Raw genomic sequence first — 24372 nt, forward strand, 5'->3', positions numbered from 1 at the left:
CTTGCTGTTCTGGGAGATCAGGCCAGCCGCAGAGGCAGGCTGCGCAGGCGCTGGCCGGTCAGCGCGAACACGGCGTTGGCCACGGCGGGCGCGATGGGCGGCGTGCCGGGCTCGCCCACCCCGCCGGGCGGCACCTCGGCGCCGGTGCCGGCGAGGATGTCGACCTCGATGGCCGGGCACTCGTCGATGCGCAGCGGCGTGTAGTCGTGGAAGTTGCTCTGCTGCACCTGGCCGCGCGCCACGGTGATCTCGCCGCGCAGCGCGGCCGACAGGCCGAACACGATGCCGCCTTCCATCTGCTGGCGGATCAGGTTCGGGTTGACCGGCAGGCCGCAGTCGATCACGCACACCACGCGGTGCACGCGGATCTGCCGCTCGGGCGTCACCGACACCTCGGCCACCTGCGCCACGATGCTGCCGAAGGCGCGGTGGATGGCCACGCCGCGCGCGCGCTTCGTGCCGTCGGGCCCGTCTGCCAGCGGCTCGCCCCACTTGGAGAGTTCGGCCACACGCTTCAGCACCGCCAGGTGGCGCGCGTCCTTGGCGAGCAGGCCGGCGCGGAAAGCCACCGGGTCCTTGCTCGCGGCGACGGCGCATTCGTCGATGAAGCTCTCCACGAAGAATCCGTTCTGCGAATGCGCCACCGAGCGCCAGATGCCGGTGGTGACGGCCGATTCGACCGGTACGTGCGCCACGCGGGCCTGCGGGAAATCATAGGCGGTGTTCCAGGCGCCGTCGGTCGAGTTGTCCATGAACGACGGCGCACCGAGGCTGGAGCCGGCGCTGGTGGTCTGCCACGCGACCAGCGCACCCGCCGCGTCGAAGCCGGCCTTGCACAGCGCCACGTAGGCGGGGCGGTAGAAGTCGTGCGTCATGTCTTCCTCGCGCGACCAGATCAGCTGCACCGGCGCGCCGCCGGCCTCGCGCGCGAGCTGCGCGGCCTGCACCAGGAAGTCGATGAAGTAGCGCCGTCCGAAACCGCCGCCCAGGTAGGTGACGTGCAGCGTGACCTTGTCGGCGTCGATGCCCAGCGCCTTGGCGACCGCGGCGCGCGCGAAGCCCGGCGCCTGCGTCGGCGCCCAGACGGTGGCGGCGCCGTCCTTGAACTGCACGGTGCAGTTCATCGGCTCCATGGTGGCGTGCGCCAGGAAGGGCACGCGGTACTCGACCTCGATCGTGCGCGCGGCGGACTTCAGCGCCGCCGCCACGCCGCCGGTATCGAGGCGGGCGTTGCCCGCGTCGGCGTCGAGCGTGCGCGCGAGGCGGTCGATCATCTCGGCGCTCGACAGGCTCGCGGCCGGGCCGTGGTCCCATTCGATGTCGACCTGCTTCAGCGCCCGCATCGCGTGGTACGGCGTGTCGGCGATCACCGCCACGCCGCCCGCCGTGCTGCCGGTGCCGACGAGGCTCGCGGCCACCGGCTCCAGCGCCATCACCTTGCGCACGCCGGGCAGCGCCTCGGCGGCTTTCGCATCGAAGCGCGCGACGCGGCCGGCCAGCGTCGGGCACATGGCGATGCTGGCGTACAGCAGGCCCGGCGGCAGCACGTCGATGCCGTAGGTGGCGGTGCCATTGAGCTTGCCGGCGTTGTCGATGCGGCGCTGCGGCTGGCCGATGACGCGGAAGTCGGCTTGCGCCTTGAGCTTCACTGCCGTGGGCAGCGGCTGCTGCGCGGCCTTCGCGGCGAGTTCGCCGAAGCGCGCACTGCGGTTGGAGGCCGGGTGCAGCACGCGGCCGGCCTCGGTGCGGCATTCGCTGGCGGGCACCTGCCACTGCGCCGCCGCCGCGCCCACCAGCATGAGCCGCGCCGACGCGCCGGCCTCGCGCACCGGGCCCCACTGGTCGGTGACGCTCGACGAGCCGCCCGTGCCCGAGAGCCCCGGGATCGTGCGCAGCAGCTTGCCCACGACCTGGTGCGCCGCGCGCTTGCCGAAGCCCTCGTCGCCGGGCCTGAAAGGCAGCGCGTCGAGGATCATGGCCTGGTTGTTGTAGATGGCGTCGAAGCCGGCCTGCTCGAGCCGCACCTGCGACACCGCGGCGTCCATTTCCTCGGCCAGCAGCATCGCCAGGCCGGTGTGGGTGCCCTGCCCCATTTCCGATTGCGTCATCACCAGCGTGACGGTGTCGTCGCTGCCCACCTTGACCCAGCCGTTGAGTGCGACCTGCCCGTTGCCCGCCGGCAGCGGCGCGCCGGGCACAAGGCGCGAAGCCGCCGGCGTGGCGGCCCAGCCGACGACCAGGGCGCCGGCGGCGCCGAGGGTGCCGAGCACGAAGTGGCGGCGTTTGAGTGTGGGCATGGCGGGGTCTTTCTTCGGTAGGGGTCTTGTCGTTCGTGCGGAAGGTGTCGTCGTCAGGGCGGCACGGCGATGCCTTGCCAGAAGATCTCGAAGCCGGCTTCGGCGTAGTCGAACGCGGGCGCCGCGTCGCCGGCCTGCGCGATGTAGCCGACGGTGGTCTCGGCCATCGCCGTGAGCATCGCGCCCAGGAATTCGATCGGCCGCTCGACGACCAGCCCGCGCCGCATGCATTCCTGCGCCACCGCTTCCAGCCGTGCGAACGGCGCCATGCCGGCGGCGCGGCTCTCGTCGCTCAGTTCGTCGGAGACCTTGAGCTGCGCCAGCACGCGCAGCTTGCCGGGGTGCGCCACGCCCCAGCGCACGTAGCGGTCCCAGATGTGGCGGAACTGGGTGCGCGGATCGGCCGCTTCGGGCCAGTCGGCCAGCATCACGCCGGCCAGCTCGGTCTTCAGCACGCGGTACAGCGCGTCGGTCAGCAGCGCCTTGCTCGCGAAGTAGGTGAACAGCGTGCCCTCGGCCACACCCGCGGTGCGCGAGATCGCCGAGGTCGGCGTGGCCCACACGCCGCGCCGGCCGAACTCGACCAGCGCGGCCTCGAGGATGGCGTTGTGCTTGTCGACACTGCGGGGGCGGGCCATGCGCGGGCGGTCTCCGTCGTTCGTTTAATTGAGTGTTCACTCAAGTATAGGAAGGCGGCGCCGATCCGCAAGCCCCGCGCGGCCCGCGCCATGCCGCATGGCGGAACCACGGCGCAGCGCGGCAGTCCAACCAGAGTCGTGGCGTCGTGCTGCGACAGGAGGTACGACCATGAAGCATGTGAAGCATTGGCAGGACCCCGTCAACGCCGTCGCCGGCGTGTGGCTGATCGTCTCGCCATGGGTACTGGGCTTTCAGGGCAATTCGCTCGCCATGTGGACCATGGTGGCGACCGGCATCGTGCTGGGCGCCGTGGCCTTGGGCGCGACCTTCGTGCCGCACCAGTGGGAAGAGTGGACCGAAGTGGCGCTGGCAGCCTGGCTGGCGGTGTCGCCCTGGTTGCTCGACTTCCGCATGGTCGAGCCGGCGCTGGTCAATGCAGTCCTCGTGGCTGCGGTGATCATGGTGCTCGCCCTCTGGGTCCTGGTGACAGACAAGGACTACCTGGGCGAGGCCCTCGACCGACCAGCGCACTGATGGGGAGAGAGCGATCCTGTGAGCGCCGAGCGGTGACCACCGCCGCGAAGCGACGACGCCCGGTCCGGTGTTCGCGCCGGTCGGGCCGACGGGCCAGGCAGGTTCCCATGCCCGCCCGCAACACCCGCCCCTTACGGTGTGCGGGAAGCGGCGTTGTTGTTTGAAGGGCTGTTGCCGGCCGGGCGGGTCGCCCCCATCCAGTCGGCCTGCCAACCGCCGCCCATGGCCTGGATCAGCGCGATTGCCGCGGCCTGGCGATTGACCTGAAGCTGCACGAGCGCGCGCCGCGCGCTCAGTGCGGCGGCCTGCGCCTGCACCACATCGGTGTAGCTCACCTGCCCCGCGCGATACCGGTTGAGCAACTGCTGCTCGGTCTTGTCGGCCGCTGCCGTGGCCTCACGGCGCAAGCCTTCCTGCTGCGCCAGCGTGGCACCGGTGGTCAGCTGGTCTTCTACGGTCTGGAACGCGGCCAGCACGGTCTGCCGGTAGCGCGCCACGCTGGCCTCGTGGCCGGCCTTGGCGGCATCGACGCTGGCGCTGATGGCGCCCGCATCGAACACCACCTGCGCCACCGACAGGCCCAGCCCCCACAGCGTGTTGGCCGCGCCGAAGAGGTCTCTCACGCGGCTGGCATTGCTGCCGACCGAGGCCGTGAGCGAAATGTTCGGGTAGTAGGCCGAGCGCGCCACGCCGATCTGCGCATTGGCCGCGGCCACCGCGCGCTCCGCCGCCGCGATGTCGGGGCGGCGCTGCAGCAGCGTCGAGGGCACGCCGGTCGGCACGCCGGGCACCGTGGGCGTCCAGCGCGCGGGCGGCAGGCTGAAGTCGGCCGGCGCCACGCCCACCAGCATCGCGATGGCGTGCTCCAGCGTGGCGCGTGTGCGCTGCAGGCCCACGCGGTCGGCCTTGGCGTTCACCAGTTGCGTCTGCGCCTGCAGCACGTCGGTCTGCGCGGCAATGCCGGCGGCGTAGCGGTTGCTCGTGATCTCGAACGCGCGCTGGTAGCCGAGGATGGTTTCGTCGAGCAGCACGATCTCGGCGTCGGCCTCGCGCAGCGAGAAGTAGTTGGTGGCCAGGTCGCCGACGGCCGACAGCCGCGCCGAGGCCAGGTCGGCTTCGCTGGCTTGGGCGTTGGCCTGCGCGCTGTTCACGGCCTCGCGCAGGCGGCCCCACACGTCGGGCGTCCAGCTCGCGCCCAGCGTGGCGCCGAAAGTGTTCGACGGGCTGGCCGAGGCGTTGCCACCCACCGTGCCCGAGCGCTTGCCGCTGCCGTCTAAGGACACCGACGGGAACAGCCCCGCGCGCTGCTCGCGCACCAGCGCCTGGGCCTGCGTGTAGTTGGCGACAGCGGCGGCGATGTTCTGGTTCGACACCTGCACGCGCGCCGCGAGTTCGTCGAGCGTGGCGTCGCCGAAGAGCTTCCACCACTCGCCACGGTCGAGCGCGTCGGCCGGCGCGGCGGGCAGCCAGCCGTCGGCGGCGGGCTGTTCCTTCCAGCCGGCCGATGCCGCCGACTCGGGCACCTTGTAGGCCGGGCCCACGGCGCAGCCGGCGAGCACGGCGGCCAGCGCGAGCGTGCTCAGTGCGAAGAAACGGCGTGAAGGGCCGCTAGAAGAAAAGGAGGCATTCATGGTCATGGGTCTCAGGCGGCCGGGGCGCGGCTCAGCGCGTGTTCGTTCTTGCCGCGGCGGCGCAGTTTGTCGAGCAGCAGGTACACCACCGGCGTGGTGAGCAGCGTCAGCAGCTGGCTCGCGATGAGCCCGCCGATGATCGCCACGCCCAGCGGCCGGCGCAGTTCGGCGCCCTCGCCGAAGCCGATGGCCAGCGGCAGCGCGCCGAGCGCGGCGGCCAGCGTGGTCATCAGGATGGGGCGGAAGCGCAGCAGGCAGGCCTCGCGCACCGCCTCGAGCGGGCTCAGGCCGCGCGAGCGCTCGGCCTCCAGCGCGAAGTCGATGATCAAAATGGCGTTCTTCTTCACGATGCCGATCAGCAGGAACACGCCGATCAGCGCGATGATGGAAAACTCCATGCGGAACATCAAGAGCGCCAGCACCGCGCCCACGCCGGCCGAAGGCAGCGTCGAGAGCACCGTCACCGGATGCACCAGGCTCTCGTACAGGATGCCCAGCACGATGTAGATCACCACCAGCGCCGCCACGATCAGCATCGCCTGCTGCCCCTGCGACTGCTGCGCGCTCAGCGCGGTGCCGGCAAAGGCGCCGCGCACGTTGGTCGGCATGGCGATGTTGGCCTCGGCCTTGGCGATGGCCTCGCGCGCGTCGCCGAGGTTGGCGCCCTCGGCCAGGTTGAACGAGATGGTGGTGGCGAGCTCGCCGTCTTCATGGCTCACCGACGTGGCCACCGACTGCTCCTCGAACTTCGCCACCGCCGACAGCGGCACCAGCGCGGTGGCCGTGTTGCTCAGCACGTTGCCGGTCGAGGCGTTGCGCGAGCCGGCGTTGGCCGACACCGGCACCGTCGCGGCGGCGGCGCTGGCAGAGGCCGTCGTGCTGCCCGTGGACGTCGTGGCCGCCACCTGCGTGGTCACCGCCTGCCCCGCGACCACCGAGGTCTTCGTGGCCGGCACGTACACGTCGCGCAGCGCGTTCGGGCTGCGCGTGTAGCCCGGCGCCCACTCCATCACCACGTGGTACTGGTTGAGCTCGGTGTAGATGGTCGCCACCTGCCGCTGGCCGAAGGCGTTGTACAGCGCGTTGTCGATGGCGGTGGAGGTGAGCCCCAGCCGCCGCGCGCTGTCGCGGTCGACCTTGGCCACCGTCTCCACGCCGTTCTGGTCCTGGTCGGTGTCGATGTCGGTCAGCGTGGGCTGCTGCTTCATCTCGTCGGCCAGCTTCACGGCCCAGGTGCGCAGGTCGGACAGGCTGTCGCTCTTGAGCGTGTACTGGTAGGTCGAGTTGCTGGAGCGCCCGCCCGAGCGCACGTCCTGCACCGGGCCGAGGAACACGCGCAGCCCCGTCACCTGCGCCAGCTGCGGGCGCAGCCGCGCGATCACGGCCAGGCCGCTGTCCTTGCGCTGGCTGGCCGGCTTCAGGTTGACGAACATGAAGCCGCCGCCCGCGCGCCCACCGCCCGTGAAGCCCACCACGGTGTCGACCGCCTCGTCCTTGCGGATGATGTCGACCACCTCGCGCAGCTTGGCGCCCATGGCCTGCGACGAAATGCTCTGGTCGGCGCGCAGGCCGCCGTTGAGCTGGCCGCTGTCCTGCTGCGGGAAGAAGCCCTTGGGCGCCGCGCTGAACAGGTAGACATTGAGCCCCACCACCGCCAGCAGCACGACCATGACGATCGCCTTGCTGTCCAGCGCCCAGTCGAGTGCGCTCTCGTAGCGCTTGAGCATCCAGTCGTAGCTGCGCGCCGCCGCGCGGCCGAAACGGCCTTGCGGCTTGTTCTTGTCGTGCTCGCCGCCGGGCTTGAGCATCCACGCGCACATCATCGGCGTGGTGGTGAGCGAGATGACCAGCGAGATCAGCACCGCCGCCGACAGCGTGACCGCGAACTCGCGGAACAGCCGCCCCACCTGCCCGCCCATGAACAGCAGCGGAATGAATACCGCCACCAGCGACACGCTGATCGACAGCACCGTGAAGCCCACTTCCTGCGCGCCGAGCAGCGCCGCCTTCATGCGCGACATGCCGGCCTCGATGTGGCGGCTGGTGTTCTCCAGCACCACGATGGCGTCGTCCACCACGAAGCCCGTGGCCACGGTGAGCGCCATCAGGCTCAGGTTGTTGAGGCTGAAGCCCAGCAGGTGCATCACCCCGAACGTGCCCAGGAGCGCCACCACCGTGGCCACCGCCGGCACCACCGTCGCGCGCACGCTGCGCAGAAAGAGGCTGACCACCAGCACCACCAGCAGCACCGCGATGACCAGCGTCATCTCCACCTCGCGCAGCGAGCTGCGGATGGAGTTGGTGCTGTCCGAGGCGACCTGCAGCGTCACGTCCGGCGGCAGTTGCGCCTGCAGCTCGGGCAGCAGCGCGCGCACGTTGTCGACGGTCTCGATGATGTTGGCCGAGGGCTGGCGCGTGATCAGCACGATGATCGCCGGCTCGCCGTTGAACAGGCCCAGCGTGCGCGTGTCTTCCACGCCGTCGATCACGTCGGCCACCTCGCGCAACCGCACCGCCGCGCCGTTGCGCCAGGCCACGACCATCGAGGCGTAGTCGCTCGCGCGCAGCGCCGGGGTCTGGGTGTAGATCTGCAGCTTGCGGCCTTCGCCCTGCACCATGCCCTTGGGGCGGTTGGCGTTCGAGGCCTGGATGGCGGCGCGCACGTCTTCGGTGCTGATGCCGTAGCGGTTGAGGGCGAAAGGGAGCAGTTCGATGCGTACCGCGGGGAGCGAGCCGCCGCCTATCTCTACGTCGCCTACGCCGTCTACTTGAGACAGGCGCTGGCTGACGATGTTGGAGACGGCGTCGTAGATCTGGCCTGGGGTCTTTGTTTTGGACGTGAGGGCCAGGATGATGACTGGCGACGCGGCTGGGTTGGCTTTGCGGTAGGTGGGGTTGCTTCTTAGCGTGGCGGGCAGGTCTACGCGGCTGGCGTTGATGGCGGCCTGGACTTCTCTGGCGGCGCCGTCGATGTTGCGGCTGAGGTCGAATTGCAGGGTGACTCGGGAGGAGCCTACCGAGCTGGTGGACGTCATTTCGTTGACGCCTGCGATGGTTCCTAGGTGTCTTTCCAGTGGCGTCGCGACGCTGGTTGCCATCGTCTCTGGGCTTGCGCCTGGGATCGAGGCTCTTACCGAGATGACTGGATAGTCGACTTGGGGTAACGGGGAGACTGGGAGGACGAAGAACGCTGCGATTCCTGCCAGGGCGATGCCTATGGTCAGGAGGACTGTGCCTATGGGGCGGCGGACGAAAGGACGCGACAGGTTCATCGCAGTGCCTCGTTTTGCTTCCCGAGGCCGGGTCTCGGCCCGGCGGCCGACCTACTTTTCTTTGCTTCGCCAAAGAAACGTAGGCAAAAGAAAGGCGACCCTGCTGTCTGCGTCCCTCCGCTTCGCTGCGGGCAACCTGCGGTGCTCGCGTTTCGCGGGGTCTCGCCCAAACTCGCTTCGCTCAAACAAGGGCGAGCCCTGATCCGCGAAACGCTCCGCTCCTTGGCGCATACAGAAGGGGTTGGGATACCAACGGGCCATCGCTTCGCTCGGCCAGTGGGCCGCAGCAGGCGCTTTGCGCCTGCTGCGGCTGGGAATGGTTGGTGCGCTGGCGCTGATGCTGGTGCTGGTGTTGCCGTTGGGGTTTGCGCTGCCCTTGCTGTTGGCAAGGAGCCGCGCGCCGGCAAAGCCGCGCGCAGGGGCATTGAATTCGGCTGTTGGTACTCCCGGGCCGAGCGAAGCGACGGCCCGAAGCTCCCCTCCCCTCTGGCTGCGCCGAGGAGCGGAGCGTTTCGCGGATCAGGGCTCGCAGCTGTTTGAGCGAAGCGAGTTCTGCGAGACCCCGCGAAACGTGAGCACCGCAGGTTGCCCCGTAGCGAAGCGAAGGGGTCGCAGACAGTGGGGTCGCCTTTTCTTTGCTTACTTTCTTTTGGCGAAGCAAAAGAAAGTGAGTCCGCCGCCGGGCGGAACTCCCGGCCCCGGGAAGCAAACAAGCAGCAGGAGTACAAACAGATCAAGCCGCCTCCTCCTCAAGCTCAGCAGAAGACCGACGCGCACTCCCCCCACCCAACCGATCAAACGCCAGATAAATAACCGGCGTAGTAAACAAAGTCAGCATCTGACTAACGATCAACCCCCCAAAGATCGCAAGCCCGAGAGGACGTCGCAACTCAGCCCCGTCCCCAAAACTGAACATCAAGGGAACAGCAGCAAACAAAGCCGCCAACGTAGTCATCAAGATCGGCCGAAACCGCAACAACGCAGCCTGATGAATCGCCTCACGAGCAGACTTCCCCTGCGTCCTCTCCGCATCAATAGCAAAGTCGATCATCATGATCGCGTTCTTCTTCACGATGCCGATCAGCAGGATGATCCCGATGATCCCGATCACCCCCAGGTCATTGCCAGTCAGCATCAAGGCAAGCAAAGCCCCAACCCCGGCAGAAGGCAACGTAGACAAGATCGTCAACGGATGCACATAGCTCTCGTACAGCACCCCCAGCACGATGTACACACAAACCACCGCCGCCAAAATCAACCACAGCTGATTCGACAACGACTTCTCATAAGCCCCAGAAGCCCCCAGAAAAGTCATCGTCACACTGCTAGGCAACCCGATCTCTTTCGCAGCCGCGCGAATCGCCGCCACCGACCCACCGAGTGACACTCCGGGTGCCGTATCGAAGTTCAACGTACTCGCCGGATACTGCGCCACGTGCGTGATCTGCAACGGCGCCTGCCGCTCGCTGATCTCCGCAAAGGCCGACAGCGGCGTCGCCGTGCCCGACCCCGCAATGAGGTTCAGCTGCCCCAGCGTCTGCGGCGTATTCACCATGCCCGGCTGCGCCTCCAGGATCACGCGGTACTGGTTCGTCTCCGTGAAGATGGTCGACACGATGCGCTGCCCGAAGGCGCTGTACAGCGCGTCATCCACCGAACTCGCAGTGATCGACAGCCGCGACGCCGTGTCGCGGTTCACGTTCACATACGCCGCCAGCCCCTGCGCCCCGGCATCGCTGCTCACGTTGCGCACCTTGTCCGATTCCTGCAGCTTCGCCACCAGCTTCTGCATCCACTCGGTGACCAGCGCACTGTTCACGCCTTCGAGCGACACGCGGTACTCGGTCGGCCCGGTCTCGGCGTCGATGGTCAGGTCCTGCGTGGGCTGCAGGTACAGCGTGAGGCCGGCCACCTGCCGCACGCGCTCGCGCAGGCGGTCCATCACCTCCTGCTGGTTGTCGTGGCTGCGGGTCAGGTTGATGAGCATGCTGCCGGTGTGCAGCATCGTGTTGTTGGCCGCGTCCACGCCGACGAAGGAGCTGAGGTTCTCGACGTCGTGGTCTTCGAGGATGGCGCGCGCGGCCTGCTGCTGCAGCTGCGCCATGCGCTCGAAGGACACGTCTTGCGCGGCCTGCACGCGGGCCTGCAGCTGGCCGGTGTCCTGCGTGGGAAAAAGGCCCTTCGGGATCGTGAGGTACAGCAGCACGGTCAGCACCAGCGTGAGCAGCGCCACCAGCAGCGTGAGCGGCTGGTGCGCGATCACCCAGTGCAGCGAGCGGTCGTAGCGCACCATCACGCCGTCGAAGAAACGCTGGGCGCGCGCGCCGAAGCCGGTGCCCGACGGGTCTTTCTTCGGTTCGTGCTTGAGCCAGCGCGCCGACATCATCGGCACCAGCGTGAGCGACACCACGCCCGAGATCAGGATGGTGATCGCCAGCGTCACCGCGAACTCGCGGAACAGGCGGCCCACCACGTCGCCCATGAACAGCAACGGAATCAGCACCGCGATGAGCGACACGGTCAGCGAGATGATGGTGAAGCCGATCTGCGCAGCGCCCTTGAACGCGGCCTGCAACGGTTTCTCGCCCTCCTCGATGTAGCGCGCGATGTTCTCGATCATGACGATCGCGTCGTCCACCACGAAGCCGGTGGCGATGGTCAGCGCCATCAGGCTCAGGTTGTTCAGGCTGTAGCCCAGCAGGTACATCAGGCCGAAGCTGCCGATGAGAGAGATCGGCACGGCAATGCTGGCGATGACGGTGGCGCGCAGGCTGCCCAGGAACGCGAAGATCACCAGCACCACGAGCACCACGGCCAGCACCAGTTCCATCTCGACGTGCTGCACCGACGAGCGGATGCCGGCGGTGCGGTCGCTCAGCACCTCGACCTGCAGGCCCGCGGGCATGCCGGCCTGCAGCTCGGGCAGCTGCTTCTTGATGGCGTTGACGGTGGCGATCACGTTGGCGCCGGGCTGGCGCTGCACGTTCAGGATGATGGCCGGCGTGAGCTGCACCTGCCCGTCGACCTTGCGCCCGGCCCAGGCACCGAGCTGTGTGTTCTCGGCGCTGTTGACCACGCGCGCCACGTCGACCATGCGGATCGGCGCGCCGTTCTTGTAGCTGACGATGAGGTTCTTGTAGTCGTCGACCGTGAGCAGCTGGTCGTTCGAGTTGATGGTGTAGGCGCGCTTGGGGCCGTCGAAGCTGCCCTTGGCGCCGTTGGAGTTGGCCGCGCTGATGGCGGTACGCAGCGAGTCCAGCCCGATGCCGTTGGCCGCCAGCGCCTGCGTGTTGGCCTGGATGCGCACAGCCGGGCGCTGCCCGCCGCTGAGCGACACGAGGCCCACGCCCGAGACCTGGCTGATCTTCTGCGCGAGCCGGGTGTTCACGAGGTTCTGCACCTCGGTGAGCGGCAGCGTGTCGGAGGTGATGGCCAGCGTGAGCACCGGCGCGTCGGCCGGGTTGACCTTGGCATACACCGGCGGCGCCGGCAGGTCGGCCGGCAGCAGCGAGCCGCCGGCGTTGATGGCGGCCTGCACTTCCTGCTCGGCGACGTCCAGCGTCTGGCCCAGCGAGAACTGCAGCGTGATGATCGACACGCCCGCCGCGCTGGTCGAGCTCATGCGGTCCAGGCCCGACATCTGGCCGAACTGGCGCTCCAGCGGCGCAGTGACGGTGTTGCTCATGACCTCGGGGCTGGCCCCGGGGTAGAGCGTCTGGACCTGGATGGTCGGGTAGTCGACCTGCGGCAGCGCCGCCAGCGGCAGGAAGCGGAACGCCACCAGGCCGGCCAGCACGATGGCCAGCATCAGCAGCGAGGTGGCGACCGGCCGCAGGATGAACGGGCGCGAGGGGCTCATGGGCTGCGCCGTCCCTCACCACTGCGTTCGCCACCGCCACCGGCGCCACCGCGCTCGGCCATGCGCTGCCAGCGCTCCAGCGCGGCGGGGTCGCCGCGGTCGAGGGCTTCGAGGAAACGCTTGCGGCGTTCGAGTTGTTCGGGATCGTCCTTGGCCGCATCGAGCATGCGCTGGCGCTGCTCAGCGGTGGGGAGCTTGGCGGGCGTGGCCGCCGGTGCGGGCGTGGTGGCCGGCGGCGCTGCAGCCGGCGCAGCCGTTCCTGCAGCGGGTGCGGCCGGGGCCTGCGAGGGCGAAGCCGGCGCCGCCGCTTCGGCGGGACGAGCACCGCCGCCCTGCGCACCGCCGCCACCTTCCTGCCGGCGTCCTCCACGCCGTCCGCCCGGCGCTGCCGCCCCGGAGGCCGCACCGGCCGGCCGGTCGACCGTGGTCTGCACGCGCGCGCCGTCCTTCAGGCGGTCGCCGCCTTCGGTCACCACGGTTTCACCGGGCTGCAGGCCCTTGGTGATGGAGGCGAAATCGACGCTCGATTCGCCGCGCGTCACCGGCCGCTGCGAGGCCGTGTTCTCGGCCGTCACCACGTACACGTAGTCGCCGTTCGGGCCGTGGCGCAGCGCCGTGACCGGCACCACCACCGCGCTACTCACGGTGCGCAGCAGCAGCCGCAGATTGACGAACTGGTTCGGGAACAGCGCGCCGTCGGCGTTGGTGAAGCGCGCCTTGGCCTTCACGGTGCCGGTCTGCGTGTCGACCATGTTGTCGAGCGTGGAGAAGCTGCCGTCGGCCAACCGGCGCGTGCGCGTGCGGTCGAAGGCGGTGGTGGCGAGCGTGGCGCCCTGGCCCAGCCGCTCCTGCACCTCGGGCACGCGGTCTTGCGGAATGGCGAACTCGACGTCGATGGGCGCGATCTGCGTGATGGTGGCCACGCCGCCGGTGCTGCCGGTCGAGATGTAGTTGCCCGCGTCCACCGGCCGCAGGCCGATGCGCCCGCTCACCGGCGCCGTGATGCGGCTCCAGGCCAGGTTGAGCTTGGCGGTGTTCTCGTTGGCGCGGTCGATGGCCACGGTGCCTTCGAGCTGCTTGACCAGCGCGGCCTGGGTGTCGACGTCCTGGCGGGCGATGGAGTCCTGGCCGAGCAGCGTCTGGTAGCGCTGCAGCGTGACGCGCGCCGCGGCCAGCTGGGCCTCGTCGCGCTGGCGGGCGCCGGCGGCCTGCGCCAGCGCGTTCTCGAAGGGCTGCGGGTCGATGGTGGCGAGCACGTCGCCCTTCTTGACCATCTGGCCTTCCTTGAACAGCACGGCCGTGAGCACGCCCGACACCTGCGGCTGCACCGTCACGTTGGCCAGCGGCGTGACGGTGCCCAGCGCTTCGAGCTGCACCGGGATGTCGGCCTGCCGCGCGACGGCGGTGCCGACGGTGCTGGAGGCCGGGCCTCCGCCGCCCGCCCGACCGCCGGGCCCGCCGCCACCTGGGCGGCCTGCGCCTGCACCCGGTCCGCCCGCGCCCGGTGCCGGCGACTTGGAACGCTGCACCAGGTACCAGGCGCCGCCCCCGAGGGCCACCAACAGAAGCAGGGCCAGCAGGCTCCCGACCCAGCGACGCCGACGCGCCGGAGGATGGGTCGGCGACACGACGGGTGGCAGGGGTTCGGGAGGCGTTTGGGAATCCATGGGCGGTGCGTGCGAAGGGGTGCGAAAAGGCGGCCTGAAGGGAGGCGGCCTAGAGTACAGCGCGAAATATCACTCCCGCAGTTTTCCGTGCCGTAAAGCGACGGTAAAGCTTCCGTTTGCGCGGCGCCCCGCCATCGCCGGGGTCGCCATTCGCGCCGGCGACCGGCACTTCACGCCGCCCACCCGCATTTCGTCGCATGGCCGTGGCGGGGGCCGGGCGGCATCGGCACAGTCCGCTCCATCGATTCCCTGCCCCCTTTGTCTTCTTCCAACCGAACGGAGCCTCTCATGCTGATGCAAATCCTTCTTCACACCCCGAAGTGGGTGTTCGCCGTGTTCGTCCTGCTGGCCTGGCTCGGTGGCCGGCAGCTCGTGGCCAACCGCATCGGCCTGAACCGCGTGCTGGTGATGCCGGTCGCCATGGCCGGCCTGTCGTTCTGGGGCGTGGTGTCGGTGTCCGGCGAGTCGGCCGGCGCCCTGCTCGGCTGGGCCGTGGCCGCGCTGCTGCTCATGGTGCTGGTGCTGCGCCGCCCGCTGCCGGCGACCATGCGCTACGACGCGGCGGCGCGCCAGTTCGAGGTGGCCGGCACCGCCGTGCCGCTGATGCTCATGATGGGCATCTTCCTCACCAAGTACGTGGTGGGCGTGTCGCTGGCCCTGCATCCGGAGCTGCGCCACCAGGCCGCCTTCGCCCTGGGCGTGCCGGCGCTGTACGGCGCCTTCAGCGGCATCTTCGCGGCCCGCGCCGCGCGCCTGTGGCGCCTGGCCGCCGCGTCGGGCGCGATGGTCAGCGGCGCCCGCGCGGCCTAAGATTCCGACGCCCCGCCCGCCCTTCGCCGCCAGGAACCGCCATGACCGTGCTCGTGTTGATCCTCAAGATTTCCATCTCGGTGGTGCTGCTCGCCTCGCTGGCCGAAGCGCTGGTGCTGTCGTGGCGCAATGGCTGGCGCAGCTACGACTGGAAGGCGGCGGGCATCTCGGTGTTCGATTTTCTGGTGCGCGAATACCCGCTGCGCTGGCTGCTGCCACTGGCCTTCTGGGTCGGCGCCATGGACTGGCTCTACGCCCACCGGCTCTTCACGCTGCCGATGGACCACTGGACCGGCTGGCTCGCCTGCTTCGTCGGCCAGGAGTTCTGCTACTACTGGTACCACCGCGCCGCGCACCGCGTGCGCTGGTTCTGGTGCACCCACGCCGTGCACCACTCGCCGAACCAGCTGAACCTGTCGGCCGCCTACCGCTTCGGCTGGACCGGCCGGCTCACCGGCACGCTCGCCTTCTTCCTGCTGGCGCCGCTGTTGGGCATGCCGCCGCGGATCATCTTGCTGATGCTCACGCTGAACCTGCTCTATCAGTTCTGGATTCACGCGACCTGGATTCCGAAGCTCGGCCCGCTCGAATGGGTGCTCAACACGCCCTCGGCCCACCGCGTGCACCATGCCTCGAACCTGGAGTACCTGGACGGCAACTACGGCGGCGTGCTGATCGTGTTCGACCGCCTGTTCGGCACCTACATCCCCGAGCGCGCCGATCTGCCCTGCCGCTACGGGCTGGTGAAACCGATCACCTCGTACAACCTGTTCGAGATCGAGTTCAGCCAGTGGCGCGACCTGTGGCGCGACCTGCGCTCGGCGCGTTCGCTGCGCGCCTTCGTCGGCTACCTCGTGAAGCCGCCGGGCTGGCGGGCGGACGGGCCGGGCGAGACCACCGAGGAGCTGCGCCAGCGCGCGGCCCTGCCACCTTCACCGTCGATGCCGGCATCGGCCGCCAGCGACTTCGTTCCCCTTTCACCTGCCTCTCTCAAGGAGCTGTCATGACCCCCATGTCCTCTTCCTCTTCTTCCTCCTCCTCTTCTTCGTCCGCCGACATCGAGCGGCGCGCCCGCCGCCGCGCCGGCGCCAAGATGGGCTGGTTCATCCATGCCTTCGTCTATGTGGTCGTCAATGTCGGGCTGGTGGCGCTTGCCGCCTCGCGCGGCCACAACTGGGCCGTGTACCCGCTCATGGGCTGGGGCCTGGGCCTGCTGATCCACGGCGCCGTGGTCTGGCTCATCGCGCCCGGCGGCGGCCTGTACGACCAGCTGCTGGAACGTGAGCGCCGCGCGCTAGGTGGCGGGGACCGCCGGTGACGGCCACGGCGGAAGACACGCCACGCCCGTCGCGCTTTCGCGCCGAGAACCTGCGGGACATCCTGCGGCACGGCCTGATCACGGCCACCTTCTGCTGCGTCATCGCCGCAGCACTGACCGTCTCGGGCATGGGCAGCTGGAGTTCGCAGATGGTGTATTCGCTGTCGATCGGAACGATCAGCTGGCTGGTCATCGACACCGGGCGCCTGTTCATCAGCGGCCACCAGAACGTGCTCTGGCCGCACGGCCCCTGGGGCTTCGTGCTGGTGGCCTTCGGCGTCACGCTGGGCTTCCTCGGCGGCGGCGCCATCGGGGACGCCTGGGTCGGCCGGCCGCTGTTCGACTTCACGGGCTTCGCCCGGCACCGGATGGTCTCCACCATCGTCATCACGCTGGCGGCCACCATCGGCATGTGCTACTTCTTCTACAGCCTCGGGCGCAGCAAGCACATGCAGCGCCAGCTCCACCTGGCACAGCGAGACGCCACGGACGCCCGCCTCAAGCTGCTCGAAACCCAGCTCGAGCCGCACATGCTGTTCAACACGCTGGCCAACCTGCGCGTGCTGATCACCGTCGACCCGCCACGCGCCGTGGCCATGCTCGACCGCCTGAACAGCTATCTGCGCATGACGCTCAGCGGCTCGCGCGCGCTGTCGCATCCGCTGTCGGCCGAGTTCGACCGGCTGGGCGACTACCTCGAGCTGATGTCGGTGCGCATGGGCGAGCGCCTGCGCTACACGCTCGACCTGCCCGACGACCTGCGCGACACGCCCGTGCCGCCGCTGCTGCTGCAGCCGCTGGTCGAAAACAGCATCCGCCACGGCCTCGAGCCTCAGGTCGAAGGCGGCGAAATTGCCGTGCGCGCGCGCCGCGAGGCGGGCGAACTGGTCATCGAGGTGAGCGACACCGGTGTCGGGCTCGGTGCGGCACCGCAACCGTCGGAAGGCAGCGGCTTCGGGCTCGAGCAGGTGCGCGAGCGGCTGGCCACCGTGTACGGCGAGCAAGGCCGCCTGAGCCTGGCCCCCGCGCCGACGGGCGGCGGAACGCGCGTCACCCTGAACCTTCCCCTGCCCGCCTGAACAGGCCCCACGACAACAAGAAGACGATGCCCCTCACCGCCCTCATCGCCGAAGACGAACCCCTGCTGGCCCAGGCCCTGCAGGCCGAACTGGCCGCCGCCTGGCCCGAGCTGCGCGTGGTCGCCACCGCCCGCGACGGCCGCAGCGCCGTGCGCGAGGCGCTGCGGCTGCTGCCGCAAGTGCTGTTCTTCGACATCCGCATGCCCGGCCTGGACGGCCTGGGCGCCGCCGCCGAGCTGGCCGACAGCTGGCCCACCGACGAAGCGCCGATGCCGCAGCTGGTGTTCGTGACCGCCTACGACGAGTACGCCGCGCGCGCCTTCGAGGCCGAGGCCATCGACTACGTGCTCAAGCCCGTGCAGCCCGAGCGCCTGCGCAAGACCGTGGCGCGGCTGCGGCAGGCGCTGGCGGCGGCCGCACCGTCGATGACGCCACCCATCCCGGCCGACGAGGTGCTGGAGCGCACCCTCGCCCAGTGGCGCCAGGTGCTGGGCGCCGCCGGCGGTGCGCCGTCGGCATCGTCGTCGCCGTCAGCGCCGCTGCGCATGATTGCCGCCAGCGATGCCGGCGGCGCCACCGTGCGCATGGTGCCGATCGACGAGGTGCTGTATTTCGAGGCCGCCGACAAGTACCTGCGCGTGCTCACCGCCACGCAGGAATACCTGATCCGCACGCCCCTCAAGCAACTGCTGCCCCAGCTCGATGCCGACACCTTCTGGCAGGTGCACCGGGCGGTGGTGGTGCGCAGCGCGGCCATCGAGGCGGTGCACCGCGACGAGGCCGGCAAGCTGCACCTCGCGCTGCGCGGGCGGGCCGAGAAGATCCCGGTCAGCCGGCTCTACGCCCACCTGTTTCGCGCCATGTGAAATCCAGGCGCCGGGCGCGCAGCAAAAAGCCGGCCTTTTCGGGGCCGGCTTTTTTCATTCAGTCACGAATGGCGTTGTAAATCAGCGCCAGTGGCCGTGTCCGTGGCCATGACCGCGGTGATAACCACGACCGTAGTAGCGCGGGCCGTAATAGGCCGGCGGCGGTGCGTAGTAGACCGGTGCCGGGCGGTAGTACACCGGCGGCGGCGGACGGTAGTAGACCGGGGGCGGCGGTGCGTAATACACCGGGGCCGGCGGCGCATAGACCGGGGCCGGGTAGTAGGCGGGACCGCCCACGCCGACCGCCACGCCGGGCACGCCGACGCCGATCGACCAGCTCACGTCGCCGCGGGCGCTGGCCGAGCTGGCGGCAAACAGCGCACCGAAGGCCACCGCACCGGCGGCGGCCCATTTGAAGAGGGTAGAACGTGTGACGCTCATGATGTGGGACTCCTTGTTGGGGGGCGTTGTGCGCCCCATGTCCGTATTGAACGCTGCAATTGCAAAGCGGGTGGACGCTGCATTGTGAAGAGCGTTGCCAAAAGTAACCCCGACAGGCCCCCCTCTAGAATGACGCGATGACCTCCCCGACCGACAAAAGCGGCACCAAAACGACCGCTGCACCGAGCAATTTCCTGCGCCACGTGATCGAGAACGACCTCGCACAGGGTGCCTACGCAGGCCGCACCTGGGGCGGTTCCCCGGGCGACGCCGCCCACCACGCCCAGGGCATGCCCGACCCCGCCAAGGTGCGCATGCGCTTTCCGCCCGAGCCCAACGGCTACCTGCACATCGGCCACGCCAAGAGCATCTGGCTGAATTTCGAGCTGGCCAAGGAATACGGCGGCGTGTGCCACCTGCGCTTCGACGACACCAACCCCGAGAAGGAAGAGCAGGAGTACGTCGATTCCATCCGCGACGCCGTGAAGTGGCTGGGCTACGAAACCTACCTGGCCGACCGCCCCAGCGCGCCCGGCACGCTTCAGGAACACGAGTACTTCGCCAGCAACTACTTCGACTTCATGTACGAAGCCGCCGAGTACCTGATCGGCGCCGGCCTGGCGTATGTCGACGAGCAGACGCCCGATGAAATGCGCGCCAACCGCGGCGACTTCAACACGCCCGGCACCGACAGCCGCTTTCGCGCCCGCACACCCGACGAAAACCTGGCGCGCTTTCGCGAGATGCGCGATGGCAAGCTCGCCGATGGCGCCGCCATCCTGCGCGCCAAGATCGACATGGCGAGCCCCAACATCAACATGCGCGACCCCGCGCTGTACCGCATCCGCCGGGCCACCCACCACAACACGGGCGACAAGTGGTGCATCTACCCGATGTACACCTACGCGCACCCGATCGAAGACGCGCTGGAGCAGATCACCCACTCCATCTGCACGCTCGAATTCGAAGACCAGCGCCCCTTCTACGACTGGCTGCTCGACCGCCTGGCCGAAGGCGGCCTCGTCGCCAGCCCGCACCCGCGCCAGTACGAGTTCGCCCGCCTGAACGTCACCCACGTGATGACCAGCAAGCGCAAGCTGCGCCAACTGGTCGAAGAGAAGCACGTCGACGGCTGGGACGACCCCCGCATGCCCACCATCGCCGGCCTGCGCCGCCGCGGCTACACGCCCGCCGCGCTGCAGCTGTTCTGCGAACGCAGCGGCACCACCAAGTCCGGCGGCTGGATCGAGTACGCCAGCCTCGAGGCCGCGCTGCGCGACACCCTCGACCCCATCGCGCCGCGCGCCATGGCCGTGCTCGACCCGGTGAAGCTCGTCATCACCAACTGGGGGGAGCTGATGGGCAGCAACGACGCGCTCGACGACTGCTCCGCCCCCGTGCACCCGCACCACCCCGAGATGGGCAAGCGCGAATTCAAGCTCGGCCGCGAGGTCTGGATCGAGCGCACCGACTACGAAGACGTGCAGCCCAAGGGCTTCTTCCGCCTGTTCCCCGGCAACAAGGTGCGCCTGAAGTACGGCCACGTCATCGAATGCACCGGCGCCACGCGCGACGCCGACGGCAAGCTCCTCGAAGTGCAGGCCACGCTGGTGCCCGACACCAAGAGCGGCACGCCCGGCGCGGACGCGATCAAGGTCAAGGGCAACATCACCTGGGTCGCCGCGGCGGATGCCGTGCAGGCCGAGGTGCGGTTGTACGAGCGCCTGTTCGCCGAAGCCAACCCGGGCAGCGGCGAGCTGCTGGACGAACTGAACAAGCACAGCCTCGAGGTGTGCACGGCGTTCGTCGAGCCGTCGCTGGCGAAGGCCGAGCCCGGCGTGGGCATCCAGTTCGAACGGCATGGCTACTTCGTGCGCGACACGAAGGGCGGCGCTGCCGGCGGACAGGTGGTGTTCAACCGCGCGGCGGGGATGCGGGACAGCTGGGCCAAGTAAGCCCACTGGTCGCGTTCTCCCGCAAAGCCGGGGCCGTTGTGGCTCCGGCTTTTTTCATGCCTCATCAGTTGACATAAGTTATTGATTTGAAATAATTTTCCACATAAATTAAGACTCTTGGTTTTTATACGGAAAATCATGAACTTCCAGGACATCGGCGACGACGCCCGGCGCCAGTACATCGATGCCAGAGCCACGTTCGAGGCCCTCGAAGCGGCGGAAGTGCAAGCCGCGGGCGTGCGCGGTGGCATGTACTGGAAGACGGTGAACGGCGTCGAATACCTCGTGCGCACCAGCACCCGCAACGCACAAAAAAGCCTCGGGGCACGGAGCCCTGAAACCGAGGCCATCCACGCAGGCTTCGTCCAAAGAAAGGAAGAAGCCGAAGGACGCGTCAAGGATCTCGGCGAGGCACTCGCCCGCCATCAGCGCATGAACCGGGCGCTGTTCGTCGGCCGCGTGCCGACCATCGTCATCGACATCCTCGACATGCTCCAGCGCGCGGACATCGCGGAGCACTTCACCGTGGTGGGCACGCACGCGCTCTACGCCTACGAAGCAGCAGCGGGCGTGCGCCTGCAGAGTGCCGCCGTGGCCACGCGCGATGTCGACCTGCTCTGGGACACGCGCAAGCGTTTTCGCCTGGCAACGCAGCTCAAGCGGCTCGATTCGTCCATGCTGGCCTTGCTGCGCAAGGTCGACAAGACCTTCGCCTTGATCGCCGATCAGCGCTACACGGCGGTCAACAGCAAAGGCTTCGAGGTCGACATCCTGCGTCGCGAAGCACAAGAGCATGACCCCCACCCGGCACAGCTCAGCGACGATGAAGACGACTTCTGGGCCGTGCAAGCCCACAACGCCGAACAGTTGGTGAGCGCCCCGCGCTTCTCGGCCGTCGTGGTCGGCACCACCGGGCACATGGCGCGCATGAACACCGTGCATCCACTCGCCTTCGTGCGCTTCAAGCGGTGGTTGGCCCAGCGACCCGATCGCGATCCACTCAAGTCTGGACGCGACAGCTTGCAAGCGGACACCGTGGAAGAACTGGTGCGAGACTATCTGCCGCAGCTGGCCGATGCGCCACGCGATGCCACCCGCCCATGAATCTGCCGACCAGCTCCCGCCTCATCCGCTTCAACAAACCCTACGGCGTCCTCAGCCAGTTCACGCCCGAGGGCCGCTGGCGCGGGCTGAAGGACTTCATCGACCTGCCCGGTGTCTACGTCGCCGGCCGCCTCGATGCCGACAGCGAGGGCCTCCTGCTGCTCACCGACGACGGCAAGCTCCAGGCGCGCATCGCCGATCCGCGCTTCAAGATGGAGAAGACCTACTGGGTGCAGGTCGAGGGCGTGCCGACCGACGAGGCGCTGGCGGCGCTGCGCAACGGCGTGCAACTCAACGACGGCCCCACGCGCCCCGCACGGGCGCGCCGGCTCGATCCGCCGCCCGAGGTGTGGCACCGCGAGCCCCCCATCCGCGAGCGCAAGCTCATTCCCACCGCGTGGCTGGAGCTGGCGATCAGCGAAGGCCGCAACCGCCAGGTGCGGCGCATGACGGCGGCCGTCGGGCTGCCGACGCTGCGCCTCATCCGCGCCGCCATCGGGCCTTACACGCTCGACGGGCTCGCGCCCGGAACCTGGTTGGAACAGAGCGGCGGCTGAACCGCCGCACCCTCAACGCCTCATTCGAATCCTGTCCATGCACATGAACCTTCCTTTCTCCGATCTCCCTGCTGCCGCATTGAACCGCCGCAGCGCCGTGCTCGGCGCCCTCGGCCTGCTGGCGCTGCCTGCCGGTGCCGCGGCCCCGGCCAAGAAAAACAACAAGCCGCAGGCGCCTGATGTCTGGCCGCGCGCCTTGCTGGTGCCGGGCGGCGTTGCCCGCCTGTCGCTCGGCCCCGCGGCCACGCGCCCCAAGGCTTTCGCCGGTGATGTGCCGGTGCTGGTGCTCGGCGATCCGATCGAATGGACCGCGCTGGTCGGTATTCCGCTGGCCACCCCACCCGGCGAAGCCAGCATCAGCGTGCGCGCCGAGGGCAACAAGCCCGAGCGCCAGATCGCCTACACCATCGCCCCGAAGCAGTACCGCGAACAACGCCTGACAGTGGCGCCGCGCACGGTCGACCTATCGCCCGAGGACGAGGCTCGCTACACCAAGGAGCGCGATCACCTGACCGGCGTGATGGCCACGCTCTCCGACCTGCGCCCCGACGCCGCGCTGCAGATGCGCGTGCCTGTGCCGGGCCGCCGCTCCAGCTCGTTCGGCCTGCGCCGCGTGTTCAACGGCCAATCGCGCAATCCGCACAGCGGCATGGACATCGCAGCCGGCACCGGCACGCCCGTGCGCGCGCCGCTGGCCGGCAAGGTGATCGACACCGGCGACTACTTCTTCAACGGCGGCACCGTCTGGGTCGACCACGGCGGCGGCCTGCTGACGATGTACTGCCACCTGAGCCGCTGGGACGTGAACGTGGGCGACGTGCTCAAGGCCGGCGAGCCGCTGGCCGCCGTGGGCGCGACGGGGCGGGTGACCGGGCCGCACCTGCATTGGGGGGTGATGCTGAACCGGACGATGGTGGACCCGGCGTTGTTCGTTGCGGGTTGAGGCACCCAGCCGGAACGCCGTCATGCGTGACAAAGCGCCGACCCTCTTCACCGAAGCCTGCCTCGCCTCCTCGTTCGCCCCCACCGAACGCCGCGAAGCCCTCGCCCGCCTCAACACCCTCTTGCACCCCGCCCTGCAGCGGATCGTCGCCGCCGAGGTCGCCGCGGGCAACCGCGTCGTCGATGTCGGCATCGACTGGCCCGACGAGGGCTCGGTGCACGTCACGCTCCAAAGGCACTTCACGGCCCGGCACGCCGGCAAGCAGGCCGCTTTCAGCCTCTGCGACGACCCGCACTACTGGCATGCCGACTACAGCACCGCGGACAAACCGCGGCACCTGCTGATCTGCTGAACTGAAGAACGCCGGCCTCAGAGCGGCCTGGTCAGGTACACCGCCTCGCGCCCCACGATCGTTCGCTGCGCGGGCATGAAGATCGTGCAGTCGTCGCACGGCGCGCGGATTTCGTCCGGGCCGTTGGTGGCGATCAGCTCGCCCTTGGCGAAGGTCTCGAAGCCGATCAGCGGGCGCACGAAGGCGAAGTCTTCCGACTTGATCACGTGCGTCTGCAGCAGCTCGAAGCGACGCTGCTCGCCGGGCGCGGGCACGGCCGGGTCCTTGTCGATGAGGCCGAAGTGCGCCAGGAAGTCGAGCGAGATGGCGGTGGCCAGCTCGGAGGCCGAGCGCAGGAAATGCTGGCCGCACTCGGCCACCAGCGCCACGCCCTTGCCGTCGGCCCGGCCATGCTGGCCGTGCTGGATCAGCGGCGTGCCCGAGCCCAGGCCGTCGGGCATCACCAGGTGCACCGACGGGCGGCCGATGGCCATGGCGGCCTCGGCGTTGCGGTCGAAGGCCGGGTACACCCAGAACGGGATCACGGGCTGGCTCGTGGAATGGATGTCGAGGATGTGGTCGGCCGCGCTCACCACCGGGCGCAACTCGCGGGCGCGGCGCAGCTCGGGGCTGTCCTCGCTGCCGTCGAGCCATTCGGGCGACCACACGCGGTTGAGGTTGTGCACCAGCTGGCGGCTGTCGAAAGGCAGCGCCTCGTTGAAGGACTCGTAGGCCGCCACGTTGGCAAAGCTGACGGTGAGCGTGCCGATCTTCGGGCGCACGCCGGTGTCGAGCAGGTGCGTGGCAGCGGTCATGCCGCAGATCTCGTTGCCGTGCGTCAGCGCGTTGATCAGCACGTGCGGGCCGGGCTTGCCGGACTCGAAGCGGTGCACGTAGTCGATGCCGACGTTGCCCTCGCGGTAGGCGGAAAGATCGCGGGGGAGGACTTCGAGGGCGGGGGGAGATTGGGTCATTGGGGGTGGTGAACAGGTGGGATCGGAGGCCGCCGGCAAGTTTGCTACAGCTGGCAAATTCGTGCCGTGCGCCGCAAATCCCCCGATGCGGCTCA

19 protein-coding genes are annotated in these 24372 nt (G+C 69.0%); 11 read left to right on the plus strand and 8 right to left on the minus strand.

Annotated features, from left to right (window positions below):
* Nucleotides 1–17 precede the first annotated feature (17 nt).
* Nucleotides 18–2297: a xanthine dehydrogenase family protein molybdopterin-binding subunit gene (locus tag AC1RAD_RS18510; protein WP_492736479.1), complete on the minus strand. Its 2280-nt coding sequence runs from the start codon at nucleotides 2295–2297 to the stop codon at nucleotides 18–20.
* 53 nt (nucleotides 2298–2350) lie between these two features.
* A complete protein-coding gene (locus AC1RAD_RS18515; protein ID WP_492736481.1) occupies nucleotides 2351–2935 on the minus strand; it encodes a TetR/AcrR family transcriptional regulator in 585 nt (194 codons plus the stop codon).
* Between the two features lie 169 nt (nucleotides 2936–3104).
* Here AC1RAD_RS18515 and AC1RAD_RS18520 point away from each other — a divergent pair, with 169 nt between their 5' ends.
* Complete coding sequence (locus AC1RAD_RS18520; protein WP_062474873.1) at nucleotides 3105–3470, plus strand: SPW repeat protein; 366 nt, start codon at nucleotides 3105–3107, stop codon at nucleotides 3468–3470.
* 131 nt (nucleotides 3471–3601) lie between these two features.
* Here AC1RAD_RS18520 and AC1RAD_RS18525 read toward each other — a convergent pair whose 3' ends face one another.
* The 4 genes from AC1RAD_RS18525 to AC1RAD_RS18540 form a co-directional block, all read right to left on the minus strand.
* A complete protein-coding gene (locus AC1RAD_RS18525) occupies nucleotides 3602–5101 on the minus strand; it encodes an efflux transporter outer membrane subunit (protein WP_492736482.1) in 1500 nt (499 codons plus the stop codon).
* Nucleotides 5102–5112: 11 nt separating this feature from the next.
* Complete coding sequence (locus AC1RAD_RS18530; RefSeq protein ID WP_492736484.1) at nucleotides 5113–8373, minus strand: efflux RND transporter permease subunit; 3261 nt, start codon at nucleotides 8371–8373, stop codon at nucleotides 5113–5115.
* Between the two features lie 733 nt (nucleotides 8374–9106).
* Nucleotides 9107–12232 (minus strand): efflux RND transporter permease subunit, encoded by a 3126-nt coding sequence (locus AC1RAD_RS18535; RefSeq protein ID WP_492736486.1) that lies wholly within the window; start codon nucleotides 12230–12232, stop codon nucleotides 9107–9109.
* A complete protein-coding gene (locus AC1RAD_RS18540; protein WP_492736964.1) occupies nucleotides 12229–13791 on the minus strand; it encodes an efflux RND transporter periplasmic adaptor subunit in 1563 nt (520 codons plus the stop codon). Before AC1RAD_RS18540 ends, AC1RAD_RS18535 begins: the two co-directional genes overlap by 4 nt.
* 396 nt (nucleotides 13792–14187) lie before the next feature.
* Between AC1RAD_RS18540 and AC1RAD_RS18545 the strand changes: the two genes are divergently transcribed.
* Genes AC1RAD_RS18545 through AC1RAD_RS18565 form a run of 5 tightly spaced genes read left to right on the plus strand, consistent with a single transcriptional unit; the run spans nucleotide 14188 to nucleotide 17972 of the window.
* The gene (locus tag AC1RAD_RS18545) at nucleotides 14188–14709 is read left to right on the plus strand and encodes a DUF6622 family protein (RefSeq protein WP_492736488.1); all 522 of its coding nucleotides are present in this window, start codon (nucleotides 14188–14190) and stop codon (nucleotides 14707–14709) included.
* 41 nt (nucleotides 14710–14750) lie between these two features.
* The gene (locus AC1RAD_RS18550; RefSeq protein ID WP_070062584.1) at nucleotides 14751–15716 is read left to right on the plus strand and encodes a sterol desaturase family protein; all 966 of its coding nucleotides are present in this window, start codon (nucleotides 14751–14753) and stop codon (nucleotides 15714–15716) included.
* The gene (locus AC1RAD_RS18555) at nucleotides 15713–16027 is read left to right on the plus strand and encodes a 2TM domain-containing protein (protein ID WP_159270941.1); all 315 of its coding nucleotides are present in this window, start codon (nucleotides 15713–15715) and stop codon (nucleotides 16025–16027) included. Before AC1RAD_RS18550 ends, AC1RAD_RS18555 begins: the two co-directional genes overlap by 4 nt.
* Nucleotides 16024–17106, plus strand: coding sequence for a sensor histidine kinase (locus AC1RAD_RS18560; RefSeq protein WP_492736491.1), 1083 nt, complete (start codon nucleotides 16024–16026; stop codon nucleotides 17104–17106). Before AC1RAD_RS18555 ends, AC1RAD_RS18560 begins: the two co-directional genes overlap by 4 nt.
* A 26-nt stretch (nucleotides 17107–17132) precedes the next feature.
* Nucleotides 17133–17972 carry a LytR/AlgR family response regulator transcription factor gene (locus AC1RAD_RS18565; RefSeq protein ID WP_492736493.1) on the plus strand — a complete coding sequence of 280 codons (840 nt, stop codon included), beginning with the start codon at nucleotides 17133–17135 and terminating at the stop codon, nucleotides 17970–17972.
* Between the two features lie 81 nt (nucleotides 17973–18053).
* Here the strand turns inward: AC1RAD_RS18565 and AC1RAD_RS18570 are convergent, their stop codons facing one another.
* On the minus strand, nucleotides 18054–18413 hold the full coding sequence (locus AC1RAD_RS18570; RefSeq protein ID WP_492736495.1) for a hypothetical protein: 360 nt from the start codon (nucleotides 18411–18413) through the stop codon (nucleotides 18054–18056).
* 137 nt (nucleotides 18414–18550) lie between these two features.
* On the opposite strand from AC1RAD_RS18570, the gene AC1RAD_RS18575 reads away from it, so the two are divergent.
* The 5 genes from AC1RAD_RS18575 to AC1RAD_RS18595 all read left to right on the plus strand — a co-directional run bounded on the left by AC1RAD_RS18575 (nucleotide 18551) and on the right by AC1RAD_RS18595 (nucleotide 23324).
* The gene (locus AC1RAD_RS18575) at nucleotides 18551–20368 is read left to right on the plus strand and encodes a glutamine--tRNA ligase/YqeY domain fusion protein (RefSeq protein ID WP_492736497.1); all 1818 of its coding nucleotides are present in this window, start codon (nucleotides 18551–18553) and stop codon (nucleotides 20366–20368) included.
* 138 nt (nucleotides 20369–20506) lie between these two features.
* Nucleotides 20507–21472 carry a GSU2403 family nucleotidyltransferase fold protein gene (locus AC1RAD_RS18580; RefSeq protein WP_095948921.1) on the plus strand — a complete coding sequence of 322 codons (966 nt, stop codon included), beginning with the start codon at nucleotides 20507–20509 and terminating at the stop codon, nucleotides 21470–21472.
* Entirely contained in the window at nucleotides 21469–22029 is a 561-nt protein-coding gene (locus AC1RAD_RS18585) for a pseudouridine synthase (protein WP_492736499.1), read from the plus strand. Before AC1RAD_RS18580 ends, AC1RAD_RS18585 begins: the two co-directional genes overlap by 4 nt.
* Nucleotides 22030–22072: 43 nt before the next feature.
* A complete protein-coding gene (locus AC1RAD_RS18590; RefSeq protein ID WP_492736501.1) occupies nucleotides 22073–22972 on the plus strand; it encodes a peptidoglycan DD-metalloendopeptidase family protein in 900 nt (299 codons plus the stop codon).
* Nucleotides 22973–22994: 22 nt separating this feature from the next.
* A complete protein-coding gene (locus AC1RAD_RS18595) occupies nucleotides 22995–23324 on the plus strand; it encodes a hypothetical protein (RefSeq protein WP_083259292.1) in 330 nt (109 codons plus the stop codon).
* Nucleotides 23325–23341: 17 nt separating this feature from the next.
* Here AC1RAD_RS18595 and AC1RAD_RS18600 read toward each other — a convergent pair whose 3' ends face one another.
* Complete coding sequence (locus tag AC1RAD_RS18600; RefSeq protein WP_095948925.1) at nucleotides 23342–24277, minus strand: M14 family metallopeptidase; 936 nt, start codon at nucleotides 24275–24277, stop codon at nucleotides 23342–23344.
* Nucleotides 24278–24372: the final 95 nt, after the last annotated feature.

It is taken from the genome of Variovorax sp. GW823-FHT04B03, assembly GCF_058796495.1.